General features: G+C 55.9%; 15 protein-coding genes and 1 pseudogene. 12 read left to right on the top strand and 4 right to left on the bottom strand.

From position 1 onward, the window contains the following. The first annotated feature begins 11 nt into the window (after nucleotides 1-11). Together IPN69_17835 and IPN69_17830 are read left to right on the top strand one after the other, a co-directional pair. On the top strand, nucleotides 12-1,196 hold the full coding sequence (locus IPN69_17835) for an ergothioneine biosynthesis protein EgtB (protein MBK8812574.1): 1,185 nt from the start codon (nucleotides 12-14) through the stop codon (nucleotides 1,194-1,196). A gap of 251 nt (nucleotides 1,197-1,447) precedes the next feature. Then, a complete protein-coding gene (locus IPN69_17830) occupies nucleotides 1,448-2,815 on the top strand; it encodes a hypothetical protein (GenBank protein MBK8812573.1) in 1,368 nt (455 codons plus the stop codon). 381 nt (nucleotides 2,816-3,196) lie between these two features. Here the strand turns inward: IPN69_17830 and IPN69_17825 are convergent, their stop codons facing one another. The 4 genes from IPN69_17825 to IPN69_17810 form a co-directional block, all read right to left on the bottom strand. Beyond that, a complete protein-coding gene (locus IPN69_17825) occupies nucleotides 3,197-4,225 on the bottom strand; it encodes a hypothetical protein (GenBank protein MBK8812572.1) in 1,029 nt (342 codons plus the stop codon). A 269-nt stretch (nucleotides 4,226-4,494) separates the two neighbouring features. Further along, the gene (locus IPN69_17820) at nucleotides 4,495-5,343 is read right to left on the bottom strand and encodes a hypothetical protein (protein ID MBK8812571.1); all 849 of its coding nucleotides are present in this window, start codon (nucleotides 5,341-5,343) and stop codon (nucleotides 4,495-4,497) included. 16 nt (nucleotides 5,344-5,359) lie between these two features. After that, nucleotides 5,360-6,070 (bottom strand): Uma2 family endonuclease, encoded by a 711-nt coding sequence (locus IPN69_17815; protein MBK8812570.1) that lies wholly within the window; start codon nucleotides 6,068-6,070, stop codon nucleotides 5,360-5,362. After that, nucleotides 6,067-6,846, bottom strand: a complete 780-nt coding sequence (locus IPN69_17810) for a PspA/IM30 family protein (GenBank protein MBK8812569.1) — start codon at nucleotides 6,844-6,846, stop codon at nucleotides 6,067-6,069. The genes IPN69_17815 and IPN69_17810 overlap by 4 nt, the downstream gene beginning before the upstream one ends. A gap of 362 nt (nucleotides 6,847-7,208) precedes the next feature. Here IPN69_17810 and IPN69_17805 point away from each other — a divergent pair, with 362 nt between their 5' ends. The 10 genes and pseudogenes from IPN69_17805 (at nucleotide 7,209) to IPN69_17760 (ending at nucleotide 16,511) form a co-directional block, all read left to right on the top strand. Next, nucleotides 7,209-8,561, top strand: a complete 1,353-nt coding sequence (locus tag IPN69_17805) for a hypothetical protein (protein MBK8812568.1) — start codon at nucleotides 7,209-7,211, stop codon at nucleotides 8,559-8,561. 327 nt (nucleotides 8,562-8,888) lie between these two features. Continuing rightward, entirely contained in the window at nucleotides 8,889-13,010 is a 4,122-nt protein-coding gene (locus IPN69_17800) for an Ig-like domain-containing protein (GenBank protein ID MBK8812567.1), read from the top strand. Then, nucleotides 12,931-13,377 carry a hypothetical protein gene (locus IPN69_17795; GenBank protein MBK8812566.1) on the top strand — a complete coding sequence of 149 codons (447 nt, stop codon included), beginning with the start codon at nucleotides 12,931-12,933 and terminating at the stop codon, nucleotides 13,375-13,377. The genes IPN69_17800 and IPN69_17795 overlap by 80 nt, the downstream gene beginning before the upstream one ends. 285 nt (nucleotides 13,378-13,662) lie before the next feature. After that, nucleotides 13,663-13,941 (top strand): hypothetical protein, encoded by a 279-nt coding sequence (locus IPN69_17790; protein MBK8812565.1) that lies wholly within the window; start codon nucleotides 13,663-13,665, stop codon nucleotides 13,939-13,941. After that, entirely contained in the window at nucleotides 13,934-14,272 is a 339-nt protein-coding gene (locus IPN69_17785) for a hypothetical protein (protein MBK8812564.1), read from the top strand. Before IPN69_17790 ends, IPN69_17785 begins: the two co-directional genes overlap by 8 nt. Before the next feature lie 2 nt (nucleotides 14,273-14,274). Further along, nucleotides 14,275-14,484, top strand: a complete 210-nt coding sequence (locus IPN69_17780) for a hypothetical protein (protein ID MBK8812563.1) — start codon at nucleotides 14,275-14,277, stop codon at nucleotides 14,482-14,484. Continuing rightward, complete coding sequence (locus IPN69_17775; GenBank protein MBK8812562.1) at nucleotides 14,481-14,822, top strand: hypothetical protein; 342 nt, start codon at nucleotides 14,481-14,483, stop codon at nucleotides 14,820-14,822. Before IPN69_17780 ends, IPN69_17775 begins: the two co-directional genes overlap by 4 nt. Then, the gene (locus tag IPN69_17770) at nucleotides 14,819-15,193 is read left to right on the top strand and encodes a hypothetical protein (GenBank protein ID MBK8812561.1); all 375 of its coding nucleotides are present in this window, start codon (nucleotides 14,819-14,821) and stop codon (nucleotides 15,191-15,193) included. Before IPN69_17775 ends, IPN69_17770 begins: the two co-directional genes overlap by 4 nt. A gap of 169 nt (nucleotides 15,194-15,362) precedes the next feature. Further along, a pseudogene (locus tag IPN69_17765) lies at nucleotides 15,363-15,646 on the top strand (transposase). Nucleotides 15,647-16,352: 706 nt separating this feature from the next. Beyond that, nucleotides 16,353-16,511 (top strand): transposase, encoded by a 159-nt coding sequence (locus tag IPN69_17760; protein MBK8812560.1) that lies wholly within the window; start codon nucleotides 16,353-16,355, stop codon nucleotides 16,509-16,511. Nucleotides 16,512-16,749 lie beyond the last annotated feature (238 nt).

The following is a 16,749-nucleotide window of genomic DNA, read 5'->3' as shown; positions in this document are numbered from 1 at the left end:
TTAATGTCGGTATGCCGGACGATGACAACAAACAGCCATCGATTGATCTCGCGGATCGATACAGTCGAGTGAGGGCGTACACCGAACGACTGTGCGAGCCGCTCGAAATCGAGGATTACGTTCCGCAGCCGTCGGTCGACGTCAGTCCGGCGAAATGGAACATCGCTCATACGACCTGGTTTTTCGAGGAAATGATCCTGAAGCATTTCTCGCCGTCGTATCGGTTGTTTGACGCGCGGTTCGGGTTTCTTTTCAACAGCTATTACAACACCATCGGCGAACGCACCTTGCGGCACAAGCGCGGAGACCTCAGCCGGCCGACAGTCAGGGAGATCTTCGAATACCGCCGGTATGTCGATCGGAAGATGGCGGAGTTCTTGCGCGGAGATTTGCCCGAGGGCGTGGACGATCTCGTGATCCTCGGTCTGAACCACGAACAGCAGCACCAGGAACTATTTTTGACCGATCTCAAGTACACCTTCGGCGTCAATCCGCTTTTGCCGGCGTACAGGGATGATTTCGCGCCCTGCGAAACCGTCCAGCCTGAAGAATCGGGTTTTCTGGACGTCGCCGGCGGGATTTACGGGATCGGTTTTGAGGGTGACGGATTCTGTTTCGACAACGAACTCGGTCGCCATCAGGTTCGTCTCGGCGATTTCTCGATCTCCAAAACACTCGTCACGAACGGCGAATTCCTTGAATTCATCGATGACGGCGGCTATCGGGATCATAATCTCTGGCACGCCGACGGCTGGGACTGGGTCAGTCAAAATCGAATCGACTCGCCGCTCTATTGGCAGATCGGGGACGGAAACCGGCATCAATTCACGCTAAGCGGTTTGCGCCCTTTGAAAAGGGACGCGCCGGTCTGTCACGTTTCATTTTACGAAGCGGCCGCGTTTGCGGAATGGCGGTCGGCGCGGCTGCCGACCGAATTCGAATGGGAAGCGGCGAGCGGTTCGCTCGATTGGGGACTGCGTTGGGAATGGACGAACAGCGCGTATCTTCCGTACCCGAACTTCACGAAGGGCCCCGGAGCGGTCGGCGAATATAATGGGAAATTTATGATCAACCAAATGGTGCTTCGCGGCGCATCCGTCGCAACTCCGCCGGGCCACAGCCGTCCGACCTACCGGAATTTCTTCCAACCGCACCTCCGCTGGCAGTTTACCGGCATCCGGCTTGTCCGCGACTGAGGAGTTTCGGTTGACGCCGAATTACTCGATAAGGATCTCAGAAACGGAGCTTTGAAAAACCGGCTTAACCGCGTTCCCGGGGCGATTGCCGGCAAAGTTTTCAGCCATAATATTAGTTGATAGCGGATAATTGAAAGTTGACAGAGCGCAAATCCACGCAAACTTCGATCGAATTCCCGAATCAGTTGAAAAATTCAACGGCAATTCGTACTTTGTAATAGGACGAACATTTTTTTGGAGATTTTACGTATTTGACCAACACCAGGCAGAACGAGCGCGCCGCGTTTGCGGGAATCAGGGTTTCGCCGAATCGGTATGTGACGGCGATGATGCTCGTGCTGTTTTTTGCCGCCTTTTGCGTCTACCTTGAATGGAACATAGCGGCGGTCGCGCTTTTCGTATCCGGGATCGTCATTCTGCCGGTTTTGGCATTCACCGACCGTATCGTCTTCGACGGGAAGCGGCTTCGGCGGACCGGCATTGTGCCGCGATTCTGGGCTTGGTTCAACAACTTCCACTATCGCCTCAAGATCACCGACATCGAGCAGATCGAAACACAGTCGCTGCGCGCCCTCAAACGCGGCGGGAACGTCTTCTACCGCTACCGCACGTCGTTTTCCGGCCGCGGGATGCATTTTGTCATCGCTTCGGGCGGCGAAGACTATCGCCGGATGGTGCATGAGATATTTCCACGCGTCCCCGCGGACATTCTCGACAACCGTTCGATCGAACTTCGGGACTATCTCGCGGAGCCGAAAGAGGTTTTGATGAAGGCCGAATTCGTGCACATCCCTTCGGCGGACGTTCTCGAAGATTCGGTGTTCGAGTTTCGGGTCGGGAAGTCGCGGCGAACGGAAAAGCGCGCCGAGGGCGATCCGGCGAAAGCTGCCGATCTGAGACAGCTGGCCAATGAATTGCGGCTTTCGGGATATCTCATCCAGGCGCTCGAAGCGTTTCGGCGGGCGCTTCTGATCACGCCGCGCGATAGCTGGCTATTGTTCGAGTTCGCCAGATGTTTGAATTCCTACGCCGCGGCCGAGCGTAACGAGCGTCTTTTGCGACGCGCGATCGCTTCGCTCCGGCTGGTCGAAAAACGCGCCGACGACGGCGAACTGCTGGCACGCGTCGGCGAATCGTATTTTCAGTTCGGCGATTGGCGCCGCGCGCAGACGGCGTTCCAGAAGTCGGTCGAGATCATTGAAGAGAGTTTTCGAGCCGCCCGCGGGATGGCCGAGATCGCCTTGCGCGAAGGCAAGATCGCCCACGTCATACATAATTTTCTGACTGCGAACCGGCTGGCCGAGACCCCGGCGTTGCGCCGCTGGGCGCAGACCGAGGCGGATTACTTTTCGCGGCTTAACGAGAACGAAGAGTATATGGATCTTGAGGTTAGTCGCATCAATCTGCTCGAAACCCTCGAGCGTTCGAAGCGCACGGCGCGACGTGTCGGACTCGTCGGGCTTCCGACGATAATTTTCGGTGTCGTTTTTGACGACCCGCTCGTCGCCAACATCGGCTGGGCCGTTTCGTCCATCGCGCTCGTGCTCTGGCTCGCCCTGATGGTCGCCGTGAATGTTTTCTCTTCGCGGATCCCGTACGAAGTTCTGGAAGAAGAATGAGCGAATTTCGGATTCGCGAATTGCGATTTCGGATTTCGGACTGCTTCACGTCCCGCCCACGGGGCGGCACTCCCGTTAATCCCAGATTACTCATTGAAAGCAATTTCCCGCGAAATACGCGAAATACGCGAAAAACAACATCAAAAATGCCATTTCTCGCGTTTTTGGCGTGATGTTTCGCGGGAAAGAAATTTTCTATTACGTAATTTTGGGTTAATCCAAGATTACCCGAAAAGAGGGGGTTGCCCGCGAATCACGCAAAATACTCGAAAAATTGCCGGAAACCAGTATTTTTCGCGTGATTTGGCGTGATTCGCGGGCAAATCGAATTTGAAAGCTGCAATCTGCGTTGATCGCTGTCGCTGCAGGGCCGCGAAACGATCAGACGCTTCCGGCCTTCTTCGTGCTCGCCTTTTTCGCGGCCGGTCTTTTCGCCTTCGCTTTAGTCGTCAATTTTTTTTTTGGATCCGCAGCGGGCGGATTGAGCATCGATGACCAACGATATTCCGGGGTCTCAACTCCTTCTTCGATCTTCTTGAAGATGAATTCGGTCATCGCGGCGACGATCCATTTGTGGTTTCTTTCCCCGACGGATGCAAGTTCCGCGTCCGGCGCCGGATTCATAAAATCGATCGCATACGGAACTCCGTCCTTGATCGCGAATTCGACGGTGTTGAGATCGTAGCCGAGAGCTTCGCAGATCGTGATCACGTCCTTCTCAACCCGCGCGTGGAGTTCCGGCGTCAGGTATTCGTCGACGTCAACATACTGCATTCCCGAAAGATACGGCTGCGACGGATCGTATGGCATAATCAGGACTTTTTCCTTGCCGACGCAATAGCAACGGACGAAGTGATCGTATTCGATGCCTTCCTGGAGCGTCATACAGAGCGTTCCCGACTGGTTGTATTCCTGCCAGAGTTCCTCCATTGACCAGATCTTCGACACGTTCTTCCAGCCGCCGCCGTCGTGCGGTTTAAGGAAGGCAGGGAATCCGACGTACTCGCAGATCCCTGCCCAATCGATCGGAAACTCGAGATTGCGCAGACTGTCGCTGACGATGTCCTTGATATAACTGTGCTGCGGCAGCAGAACCGTTTTCGGGATCGCGACGCCGAGTTTGTCGGCGAGGCAGAAGTTGAAAAACTTGTCGTCCGCCGACCACCAGAACGGATTGTTGATGATGTATGTGCCTTCGAGCGCCATTCGTTTGAGCATCGCCCGGTAATACGGAACTTCGTGCGAGATGCGGTCGATGATGAAATCGTACTTCTTGTCCTGATCCATCCGGATGCCGCCGACCGTGACCATTTCCGCGACGACCTCGCCGCCGCCGCGTTCGTTGATGCTTTTGATAATTGATTCCGGGAACGTCACTTCGCGCCCCGCTAATATTCCGACTCTTTTCATAAGTTAGTCCTTAAATAAATATGTTCTATGTTGATAAGTGCAGTTTTTCAGTGTTGATCTGAAATTTTAGATTTTAGTAGATGAACGGGCGGGCACGCAAGAGAGCTTTCGATTTGGACTACGATCTGTGGACCTGTAACTTGGTTTTGGAGCTTCGAACTAAGGGCTTTGGGCTGCCGATCTCATTTAATATCGATGCCGAGAAGATCGAACCTCGATGGCCAACGACCAGAATTCAACGTCCCAAGACCAAGACTCTGAGATCAAGTCTAACGGTTTTCCGGCAACAGTTCGTAATTGCCCATCGAGCGGTTGTAGGCATCGAGGGCGCCGACGGAATCGGCGGTGGCGTCTAGCATTTGCTTGGTCATCGAGATCGAATCGGAGAGCTGTTCAAAGTCGAGCAAAGAGAATTTTTCGGGCGTCGACATCGTCACGATCTCGTCGTTGAGATAGCCGAAGAAGTTTTCGATCGACTGCAGTTGGCCCTCGACGAGTTTGACGCTGTTCTCGAGTTCGTCGAACGAAGCGATGCGGCGTTTGAGTATCTCGACGTTCGTCTGCTGGATCCGGCGCGTCTTTTCGTCGGGCGAGTTTTCGGACGCGCGAAAGGCCTGCGCGAGCTGGTTATGGACGGCCTGGCGGTTGATCGACTTGAGATGCTGTTTGCGGCGGCGATAAACGTCAAGCAAGTCGACGAAGTCTTCCCAGCGCTGTTCGAGCGTGATAAGATTCGTCGGCAGTTCGCGGGCGCCCGTGAACTTCTTGTAGTTTTCCTGGATCTTATTCTTTTGCCATTTGAGATAATCGACGGCCTCGCGCTCGCGCGGCGAGAATTCGCGGATCATCTTCTCGCGATAGGCGCGGTTGGCGGCCAGCAGTCGGTCTTTCTCCCGTCGGTTGACGAGTTGGCGATATGACGGAACCATCGGCAGAAACACGAGATAAACTGCTTCGCAAATGAGCGCGACGAAAAGCGGGATGATGCTACCGGTCCAGGCGGCGGCGACCGCGAAACCGGCAAGGCCCCAAAAATTCACGGGTTCCTTGACGGCTTCCTTTACGAATTTCGTATTGAACCGCTGAATTTCCTTCTGATATTTCGCTAGATCCGCCATATTCCGATAGATGCCGTTATTTCCGTTTGAGTTCCTCTAGTTCTGCGCGCAGGCGATCATTTTCCGCCTCAACGCGTTTCAGGTTCGTTTCCATCGTATCCATTGCGGTATCGATCTCGTCATACGTTTTGAGGAATTCACCCGATTCGCGATCGAAAAGACGGAGCGTTTTTCCCGTATCCACAAGCTCGAGTCCGAGCGCCGGGCTGAAAACACGGCCGTTGCGAACGTCGGATTTGACAAAAACGCCGTCGATTAAACGGAATGCGCGCAACGGTTCGTCTCCCAAATAATCGTATTCCGGGTCGAAGACGTAGTATTCCTTGACGCCGATTTGCTGGTAAAGCTGGAACTTGCGATTCAAATCCTCGCGCCGCGTTCCGCGCGAGGAAATTTCAAAAACAACATCGGGTGCCGCTTCTTCCCATAGTTTGTAAACCCGCCGGACGTGGCTCCCGACGTTTCGGACGACGAAGACGTCGGGCGAGATCACCTTTCGCGGATCGCCTTCCACATAATAAAACATCATATTCGCGATCACCGCCACGTCGTCCGATCGGCGAAAGTGATTTGTGAGTATTTGAAAAAGTGTGATGATGGTTTGGACGTGAGCGCCGGTTTCCCCCATAGGTTTTCCGTCTGAGCACGGATAAAAAACCTCCTTGCCGCCGGCCGCCGGCGGGATTCTCTTAACGGTTTCAGGGTGATCATTGACCGTCAGATTCATTTCATCTCGTTCGTTTCGTTGAGGATCGCCTGGTCGAGAACCTCTTCTTCGCTGATCTCGGGCGTTCCGGCGGCGATCTGTTTGCCGGCCGTAGGCGCCCCGGCGCCGAGGAGTCCCATCTTAGATTTGTACTCGAGCAGTTTGTCCTGCAACTGAATGTCCATCGCCTCGCGCTCGATATCCTGCATCTGCGAGTCCACTGAACTCGTTCCGAGCTGAAGCTTGGCTTCCGCGGCTGCGACGCGGCGATCGATCTTCTCGCGCATTTCGTTGAAAGTCGAGGCATCGTCGCCGATGTTGAACGTTTCCATCGTTTGCGCCAACTGTTCCTGAAGTTTCGCCTGTTTCGCGGCGCTGATCAGCTGCATCGCCTCGGCGGTGCGCTTCTTCATATTCAGAACATAGTTGTCACGCGCTTTGAGCGCCTGCTTGGACGCCGATTGCGCATTGTCGTACTGAACGTTCGTCCGTTCAAGATCCATCTGCGCCTGCTGCAACTGGCCGATGTACGCGGTCGCGATGTCGTCGCGGTTCATTTTCACCGATGCCTTGATCTTCGAATCGAGGTCGACGACCTGAGTTTCGAGATTTTCCTTTTGCTTTCCAAGAAGGCGCTCGGTCGCCATTACCTGTGCGACGGAATTGTTGAGTTCCGGCACACGGTCGCGCATATCCCGGATCGTCTGTTGAAGAACCAATTCCGGGTTTTCCATCTTGTCGAGAGCCGCGCCGGTTCCGGCTCTAAAAATCCGCGTTATTCTTTGCCACAATCCCATTTTTGTTCAATCCGCTCCTAAAAAATTGTTAAATGAACTTAATGTCGGAAATCTTTACGTCATCTATTTTGCCAAAGTTGCAAATTCCAGAGTCAGTATAACAAGAAAGTCCCAATTTTGAAGCGTTGAATTCGGTCGGGTCGAATCGGGAGAATCGCCGCGGCCGGAAATTCGGTCTGTCGGCTGCAAGTCAGGCTTGTTTTCCGCCACGAATCGCGCGAATTTCACGAAAACTGGGTCGGTGTTCGACGGCGGCAAGAACGGATTTCTGACGTTGCGCACTCAGAGAAGTGTGTGACGTTCTCCGCCTAGAGTCGCAGATCGCGTAGCAGAAAATCCGGCTTTGCGCTAAATTATTTGGAATGAACACGAAACTTGACGAAAGCGTCCGCGAACTCGATGCCCGGCTTATTGAAAAATATCGGTTTGACACCGACTTTTTCGCGAGTCTCGGTCGCGTCCAGCACGAAACCGGAATTCTTCACGACGACCGTCCGATCTGTCCGTTTATGCGTCCGCATTTCTTTCCGCGCTCGCGTTACGAAAGTGTCAAATCGGCAGCCGAGACTCTCCATCAGGTCTTCGAACGGATGACGGAGGCTGCGATCGCCGACCCCGTTTTGATGAGCGAAGTCGGATTGACCGAGAAAGAAGAACGGATGGCGCGGTTGGAACCGGGACACGGTGGACTGTGTGTTTCGAGTCGTTTCGACACGTTTCTCGATGGCGACGATTTCAAGTTTCTTGAGTACAATGCCGAGACTCCGGCCGGTGTCGGCGATCAGTATTCTTTCGATCTCGTTTTTGAAAAGGTTCCAGAGGTCGCCGAGTTCCTGTCAGATAAGGCCCATTGGCGACCGAAGCCTTACATCACGCTGCTCGAAACGCTCGACGCCGCGTATCGGGATTTCGGCGGCAAGAAGGAAAAGCCGGGCATCGCGATCGTCGATTGGGACGGCGTTTCGACATATTCGGAGTTCGAGATCCTTAAAAAGCACTGGCTGGCGAACGGTTACGAAACCATCATTGCGAATCCGTATCAGCTCGAGTATGACGGAAAAGTCCTGCGCGTCGGCGACTTCGTCGTCGATATATTCTACAAACGCGTCATCATTCACGAATTTCTCGAAACGTTCGATGAGACCCATCCGCTAATCCGCGCGTACGCCGACGGCAACGTGCTGATGGCAAACAACTTCCGTGTCAAGATCCCGCACAAGAAAACGAGTTTCGCGATCGTGTCCGACGAGCGGTGGCATCATCTTTTCACGTCCGCGCAGCTTTCGGTGATCGCCAAACACATCCCCTGGACGCGCCGTGTCCGTGAAGGGAAGACGACGCTCGATGGCCGCGAGGTCGATCTGCTCGAAACGCTCCGCCGCGAACGCGAACGGTTCATCATCAAACCGCACGACGATTACGGCGGCCACGGCGTCAGTTTCGGTTGGGAGCATTCGGAATCCGAATGGGACGCGCTGCTCGGGAACGCGCTTTCAAACATCTTCATCGCCCAGGAACGCGTCGCGATCGAGAAGACGATGATGCCGACGTTCAATGACACCGAACTGACGATGGAAAGCCTCAACATCGACTTCGACCCGTTCCTCTTTCGCGGAAAGGTCAACGGCGGACTCGTCCGTCTCTCTTCCAAATCCCTCGTCAACGTAACCGCCGGCGGCGGCGAAACGGCGCTCGTCGTGATGGAAAACTTCTAAGTGCAGAGTGCAGAGTGTAGAGTGCAGAGTGCATTGACAGAGTGCAAAGTGCAAAGTGCAGAGTGCAGAGTGCAGAGTGCAGAGTGCAGAGTGCAGAAGCTGCCGCCTTCAACTGTTATGCACTTTGCACTAAGCACTTTGCACTATGTCAAAGCACTTTGAACTCTGCACTTTGCACTTCCTCTCCCGTCAGGTTGCAAGTCCCGCCTTTCCCGCGCGTTCTCATTCCAGAAGTAGGCTTTTCCAAAAGCTGTTTTGAGAGCATAATTTAGAATGAAACTAACGCGACGAATATTACTCGCCCCTGTCTCGCGGGAGGACACGACAATGAAAAAAACTATTGCCTGGATCTTGTTTTGCGGTCTCTTTCTCAATCTTTTCTCGCCGGTAATTCTGTCGGTCAACGCACAGAAGGTCAGTGGGAAAACTACCCAGAATATGAATCAAGTGTTACCGAACGGATTGCAGTTTCGCCTTTCCGAAGGCGTCGAGGGCGCCGAGAAGCGCGAGAAACAAACGCTGCCGCCTTCCGACCCGCTCGGTGCGGGCGATCGCGACGCGATGCTCAAGCGTCTGCCTGACATCAAGGCGGAACCCAACGATCGAACGGAGTTCAACAAACGGCTCGGCACGCTCCCCGCGCCGAAGACCGGCAACAAGATCGAGGTCAAGTTTCCCGCTCCCGAACAGATAAATCCGAACGCTGATCCGTCGAAACAGGCGCTTGAGGTTCTGAGATTCTCGCCCGAGGGCGAAGTCTCGCTCGCGCCGGATCTTTCTGTCACATTCTCGCAGCCGATGGTCGCGGTCACATCGCAAGAGGAAGCCGCGAAGGCCGTGCCCGTCGAACTGACGCCGCAGGTCGAGGGCAAATGGCGCTGGCTCGGCACGAAGACGCTGATGTTCGACACCACGAAGCGTTTCCCGATGGCGACCAAATTCACCGCGCGTGTTGCCGCCGGAACGAAATCCGCCACCGGCCAGACGCTCCAGAAAGACGTGATGTGGACATTCACCACGCCGCCGCCGACGGTCGAGCAGATGATCCCGCAGAATCAGACGACCCGGCGCGACGCTCTGATGTTTTTGCAGTTCGACCAGGAGATCAATCCCGAAGCGGTTCTGAAGACCGTCAAGGTCACCGGCGCAGGGAAACCGCTCGCGATCAGGCTCGCGACGCCGGAAGAGATCGAAAAGGACGGTTCGATCAAGTATTACGCCCAGCAGGCGCAGCCGAAACGTTGGGTCGCTTTCCGCGCGGTCACGAACGAAGGCTTGACCGAAAACGCGTTGCCCGCCGACGCGGCGATCAATGTTACCGTGTTCAAAGGAACGGCATCCGCCGAGGGGCCTTTGACGTCGGTCAAGGATCAGGCGTTCGGATTCCGCACGTTCGGCGCGATGAAGTTCGTCAACGGCTACTGCGGCTGGCAGGGGAACAAGAACTGTTCGCCGTTCGAGTCCTGGTACGTTCAGTTCACGAACGCGATCGACGGAACATCGTTTCGTAAGGAATCGATCAAGATCGATCCGCCGGTCGAAGGGCTGAATATCTACCCGGCAGGGAACTACATCTATTTCCAAGGCTACAAAAAGGGCCGAACGAGCTACAAAGTCACGGTCGACACTTCGATCAAAGACATTTACGGACAATCGCTCGTCGCGCCCGGAACGGCGACGATGGTCGTCGGTTCCGCCGAACCGAATCTGTACTCGCAGGGCGGAACGTTCGTCATACTCGACCCGACCGCGAAGCCGACATATTCGATCTATTCGACAAATTTGCCGTCGGTCAAGGTCAAGGTTTACGCCGTTACGGTCCAGGATTGGGAAGCGTACCGCTCGTATATGCGTTTCCAGTATTACGACGAGCAGAAGCGCCCGAAGATCCCGGGAAGGCTCGTCATCAACAAGACCCAGGCGATCGAGGCGAAGCCCGACGAAATGGTCGAAACGAGGATCGATCTATCCGAAGCTCTGAGCGGCGGTTTCGGCAGCGCGATCATCGAGGTCGAGCCGACGGTCCGGCGCGACAAATACGACCGGACGAAGATCACCGCCTGGACGCAGGCGACGCAGATCGGGCTCGACGCGTTCGTCGATAACGAAGAGTTGGTCGGATTCGCGACCGATCTCAAAACCGGCAAGCCGCTGAACGGCGTCGAGCTGTCGATCTATCCGAACGGCAAAACGCCGACGGGGTCTTCCGTGAACGAAGAGCCCGCGAACAGCAAGAGCTGGTGGGAATGGCTCTGGAGTTGGGGAAGCAGCGAACCGAAAACGGAGGTCGAATCGGTCGATGAGAACGGCGACGTGCAGGAAACGGAAACGATCCTGCCGGCTGTCGGTCCGCAGACCGGCGACAACGGCATTCTGAGACTGCCGTTGCCCGAAACGCAGTCCGACAAGACCCAGAACGTGCTGATTGCGAAGAAAGGCCGCGACATCGCGTTCCTGCCCGAGAACTCCGACTACTACTGGAATGAAACCGGGAGCTGGTACAAAAAGGGCTACAGCGACACGCTGACGTGGTTCGTTTTTGACGACCGCAAGATGTACCGCCCGAAAGAGGAGGTCTCGATCAAGGGCTACATTCGCCATTATGACGGCGGAAAACTGGGCGACATCGGCGCGCTCGGCGACCGCGCCGGCAAGAGCGTGACCTATGTGATGCGCGACGCGCGCGGCAACGAGATCACGAAGGGCGCCGCCGAACTCAACGCTTTCGGCGCGTTCGACTTCAAGTTCAAGCTCACCGACAATATGAATCTCGGGATGGCGACCGTCGAACTCAAGACCGAAGGCGGCGCTTACACCCATTACCATCAGTTTCAGGTTCAGGAATTTCGCCGGCCCGAATTCGAGGTCAAGGCGCGCGTCGAATCCGAGGCGCCGCACTTCGTCAAGGGCAATGCGATGTTTGGCGTCGAAGCGAAATACTACGCCGGCGGAGGGCTCGGGAACGCCGAAACGAACTGGACCGTGACCGCGACGCCGACGAGTTACACGCCGCCGAACCGCGAGGATTACACCTTTGGAACGTGGGTTCCTTGGTGGCGCACGTTTGGGGATTACGACGGCGGTTTCAGGCCGGGAGGCGGCCAATCGGTGACGCAGACGTTCAAGGGAGTGACCGACGCAGCCGGAAAACATCTTTTGAAAGTGGACTTTGAATCGGTGAATCCGCCGCGGCCTTACACGGTTTCGGCTTCCGTCTCGGTTCAGGATGTCAACCGACAGACGTGGGCGAGTTCGACGAGTCTGCTGGTTCATCCGGCGGATCTGTATGTCGGCATCAAGTCGGCGCGAAACTTCGTCCAGAAGGGCGAGAAAATGGCGGTCGAGTCGATCGTCACCGATCTCGACGGCAAACTCGTCGCCAACCGCGATGTCGAGATAAAAGCCGTATTGAAGGATTGGGCGTTCGAGAAGGGAAGCTGGATCGAAAAGACGGTCGATGAGCAGGTCTGCAACGTCAAATCGCTCGGCGACAAGGGTCAGAAATGCGAGTTTGTCGCGAAGGCCGGCGGCCAGTACAGGATCTCGGCGCGCGTGATGGACGACAAGGAACGCTTCAACGAAAGCGAGTTCACGATCTGGGTTCCGGGCGGAAAGACCCCGCCGAAACGCAACGTCGAACAGGAAGAAGCGCAGCTGATCCCGAACAAGAAGGACTACAAAGCCGGAGAAACGGCGGAACTTCTCGTCATCTCCCCGTTCGCGCAAGCGGAAGGCGTATTGACACTCCGCCGCGGCGGCCTCATCAAGACCGAGCGGTTTTCGGTCAAGGATTCTTCGATCACTCTGCGCGTTCCGCTCGAAGAGAAGTATCTGCCGAACATTTATGCCCAGGTCGATCTGGTCGGCGCCGCGCCGCGGCCGAACGAGAAGGGCGAGATCGACGAAAAGCTCGCCAAACGCCCGGCATTCGCGAGCGGACAGATAAATCTCCAGATATCGACCGAATCGCGCAAGCTCAACGTTTCGGCCGAACCGGAATCGGCGACGATCGAACCGGGCGGCGAGACGAAGGTCAACGTCGCGGTGACGGATTTCCGCGGCGAACCGGTCGCCAATTCAGAGGTAGCGGTCGTCGTCGTCGATGAAAGCGTGCTCGCGCTTTCCAGGGTATTCGATCGCCGATCCGCTCGGCGCGTTCTACGGCCAGCGCGGCAACGGCGTCACCGATTATCATTCGCGCAAGGACATTTTGCTCGGAAATCCGCTCGACGTCAGAAAGCAGGAACCGCAGATTCAGGCAACGATGGCCGCCGGGGCCGTTTCAAACACCGCAATCATGGCGCGCAAGAGCGATATGAACGATGCGAAGAAGTCGGCGCCGAGACCTTCGGCGGTCCGCGCCGAGGAGATGGTCGCCGACAAAATGGTCGCCGAGCGCGACGAAGAGGCGAGTCCCGACACCCCGATCAATCTGCGGACGAATTTTGACGCGCTGGCGGTGTTCGCTCCGCGCGTCAAGACGGATTCGAACGGCAAGGCGACGGTCAACGTCAAACTCCCGGACAATCTGACGCGGTACCGCATCACGGCGGTTTCGGTCGATACCGGCAAACGCTTCGGCAAGGGCGAATCGAACCTGACGGCGCGTCAGCCGCTGATGGTCAGGCCGTCGGCCCCGAGGTTTATGAACTTCGGCGACAAGGTCGAGCTTCCGGTCGTCGTCAGAATCAGACCGACAAGGATATGTCGGTCGACGTCGCCATTCGGGCGACGAATGCACCCTGACGGAGCCCGGATCGGCCGGCACGACTGCGGGCCGAAGGGTTGTAAAAAGCCAATGACCGCGCGGAAGTGAGGTTCCCGGTCTCGACGCAATCGGCCGGAACGGCACGTTTCAGATCGCGGTCACGTCCGGCAAATGGTCCGACGCGGCCGAGATCAATCTGCCGGTCTGGACGCCGGCAACGACCGAGGCGTTCGCGACTTACGGCACGACCGATCAGAACGGCGCGATCTTCCAGCCGGTCCAGACGCCCGGCGAGGTCTGGCCGCAGTTCGGCGGCCTCGAAGTGACGACGAGTTCGACCCAGCTGCAGGAACTTACCGACGCGTTCATCTACCTGTATCGATATCAGTTCGAATGCTCCGAACAGATCTCGTCACGGATGATCTCGATCGCCGCACTGCGAGACGTGCTGTCGGCTTTCAAGACCAGGACTTCCCGACGAAAGACGCGCTCGACGCGAGTTTCGCGAAGGATGTCGAGATTCTCAAGGGACGTCAACGCGGCGACGGCAGTTTCGGGCTCTGGTCGCAGCGCAAAGAGCGGTACGAATATCCGTTCCTGACGGTCCACGTCGCGCACGCGCTCCGGGTTAGCAAAGGCGAAGGGCTACAAGGTCCCCGAAGGGATGCTTGAAAAGACCAAGCCGTATCTCAAGGACATCGAAAAGCATTTCGATGAGTGGCACAGACGCTCGCCGCAGGTCCGCTGGACGATTTCGGCCTACGCGCTCTATGTCCGCGATATGATCGGCGACAAGGACGTCGCGAAGGCGAAGGCGCTGCTCAAGGAAGCGACGATCGAGAAGATGCCGTTCGAAGCTTTGGGCTGGATCCTGTCGGTTCTCGCGAGCGACAAAGGGTTCGACCGTCGAGTCGAGGCGATCAAGCGGTTCCTCGTAAACCGAACCACCGAAACCGCGGCGACGGCGGTTTCGTCACCGATTACGGCGACGGTGCCTGGCTGATTATGTATTCGAACCGGCGCGCCGACGGCGTGCTGCTCGAAAGCGCTGATCAGGCCCGTCAGGGCGGCGGTCTGAGCGTCGAGGGATCTGATCCCCGAACTCGTCCGCGGACTGCTCGATCATCGAACGAAAGGCGCGTGGTCGAATACGCAGGAGGGAATGTGTTTATTCTTCTCGCGCTCGACAAGTATTTCAACGCCTTTGAAAGGTGACGCCCGATTTCGTCGCCAAAGTCTGGCTCGGCAACGCATACGCCGGCGAACAGGTCTTCAAGGGACGTTCGATCGATTCGAATCGGCTTAACGTGCCGATGTCGTACCTCGTCGAGCAGGGCGGAACGTCGAACCTGATCCTCGACAAACAGGGGCCAGGACGGCTCTACTATCCAAATCGGATTGAAGTACGCGCCGAAAGAAGTCCTGAAACTCGCTCCGGCGGATTACGGGTTCACTGTGCTCCACAAATACGGAGGCGGTCGACGATCCGGAAGACGTCAAGCAGAATCCGGACGGAACCTGGACTTTCAAGGCCGGGGCGCGCGTCCGTGTGAAACTGACGATGGTCGCTCCAGGCGCGGCGATACCACGTCGCGCTGGTCGACCAATCTGCCGGCGGGAGCTTGAGATCCTGGATCCGGGGCTGGCGACGACGGATCGATCCCGGGCGACAATCAGAACACTGCGGTCGTCGAATACGGGTCAGGAGCTACGGCCGCGGCTGGTATTACTGGAGGCAATACTGGTTCGAACACCAGAACTTCCGCGACGAACGCGCCGAAGCGTTGCATCGCTGCTGGGAAGGCGTTTACAACTACTCATACGTCGCCGAGCAACGACACCGGGCGAATTCGTCGTCCCGCCGGCCAAGGCCGAGGAGATGTATCATCCCGGACCTTCGGCCGCACGGGCACGGACTTCGTGAAAGTGGAATAGAAGGATAGTGTCCTTGCCTGAAATAGGTTGACCGTTTTTTGAGTTTGATTTCAACTCCAGGAGCGAACAACTATGGCAAATTTAAGTGAATATGAAAAGCTGACGGTCAAGGAACGACGCAACAGGACTTTCAGTGAAGGGTTCAGGCGAAAGAGAAAGTGGGTGAGATCGAGCGTTGCGTCACGTCGGTCAGTGAGGTGAGCCGCGAATATCAGGTTTCCCGGTCTGCAATATATGCGTGGATGCGTCAGTATTCACGTATGAGAAAAAAACAGGAGCGGCTTGTGCTGGAGAGTCTGAGACGACACGAGAAAGATCCAAGGCGTTGAAGGAAAGATTGAAAGAGCTGGAGCAGGCTGTCGGGCAGAAGCAGATACAGATCGATTTCTTTGACAAGATGATCGATCTGGCGGAGGAAGAGTACGGCATTGATATTAAAAAATGTACTTTAAAAGCCCTCCGGTGGTTCTGGTCCCGAACCGGGAAAGGCACGGGCACAAAATGAATCAACTGTATCGGGCAATGGGTATCAGCAAGCAGGCGTTTTCACCAGCATACGGAACGTCATCTCAGGATGTTGGAAGAGCAGGAGCAGCTTCTGCCGGTGATCGCCGAGATACGGCGCGATCATCCCGCAAATGTCGTCGCGCTGTCATGTACGGGATGATAAAGGCCGATGCAGTTTTGGCAGAGACCGGTTCGAGAGCAGTTTGCTTTTCGCACGGGTTCAAGATCAGGCGGAAAGGGCATATCACCGCCCGACGGATTCGCGCGGGGTGACGCGATTTGACAATTTGATTGCCGGATTCGAGTTGACGAGGTGTAAACGAGGTTTGGAGTCAGCGACGTAACCTACTACAGAATAGGCGAAAGGTTCTGTGCCTGACCTTCATTATGGACCTCTTCTCAAAGACGGATCGTGGGCTATGCGGTCTCCGGACAACCTGATGACCAGGCGCACCACGCTGCCAGCAATACGGATGGCGATCGCGGGTCGCCGGCCCGCACGTGGTCTGATATTTCATTCGGACGGCGGCGGCCAGTATTACTGCAAGGAATTCGTGAAACTGACCCAAGCCTGTAATATGAAAAGTAGCGTGGGCACGAGTGTCTATGAAGTCCGAATGCCGAACGCGTAAAACGGAACTATTAAAAACAGTTACGTCAGATTCTACGGGCCGGAGAATTTATCCCAGCTAAGGCAGATGACTGAAAAGGCGGTCAATATGTACAACAATTACAAGCCGCATACGGCATTGAACTCCCTTAAGCCCCGATGCATTCCGAAAAGCGGCAGGGAACCTTGAGTTTTCTTAAGCGTGGAGGGTTCAAAAGTAATTGAAGAAAAGCCGGACAATAAATGCCCGGCTCCGCGACAAACTACTTCGGAGGTCTATCCACAGTGAGGTGCTCTCCCGAAGTACTCACTTCCGTTTCGATCTCGAAACGAAGGTATCCGATATTTTGACGAAAAAAAGCAAACAAATGTTTTCTAGCAAACTCAAAAAACGGTCAACACTATTCAGGCATTGACAGAGTGGATAG

The organism is Acidobacteriota bacterium (assembly GCA_016715115.1).
Taxonomy (GTDB): domain Bacteria; phylum Acidobacteriota; class Blastocatellia; order Pyrinomonadales; family Pyrinomonadaceae; genus JAFDVJ01.
This window is presented reverse-complemented; position numbering and strand designations above follow the sequence as displayed.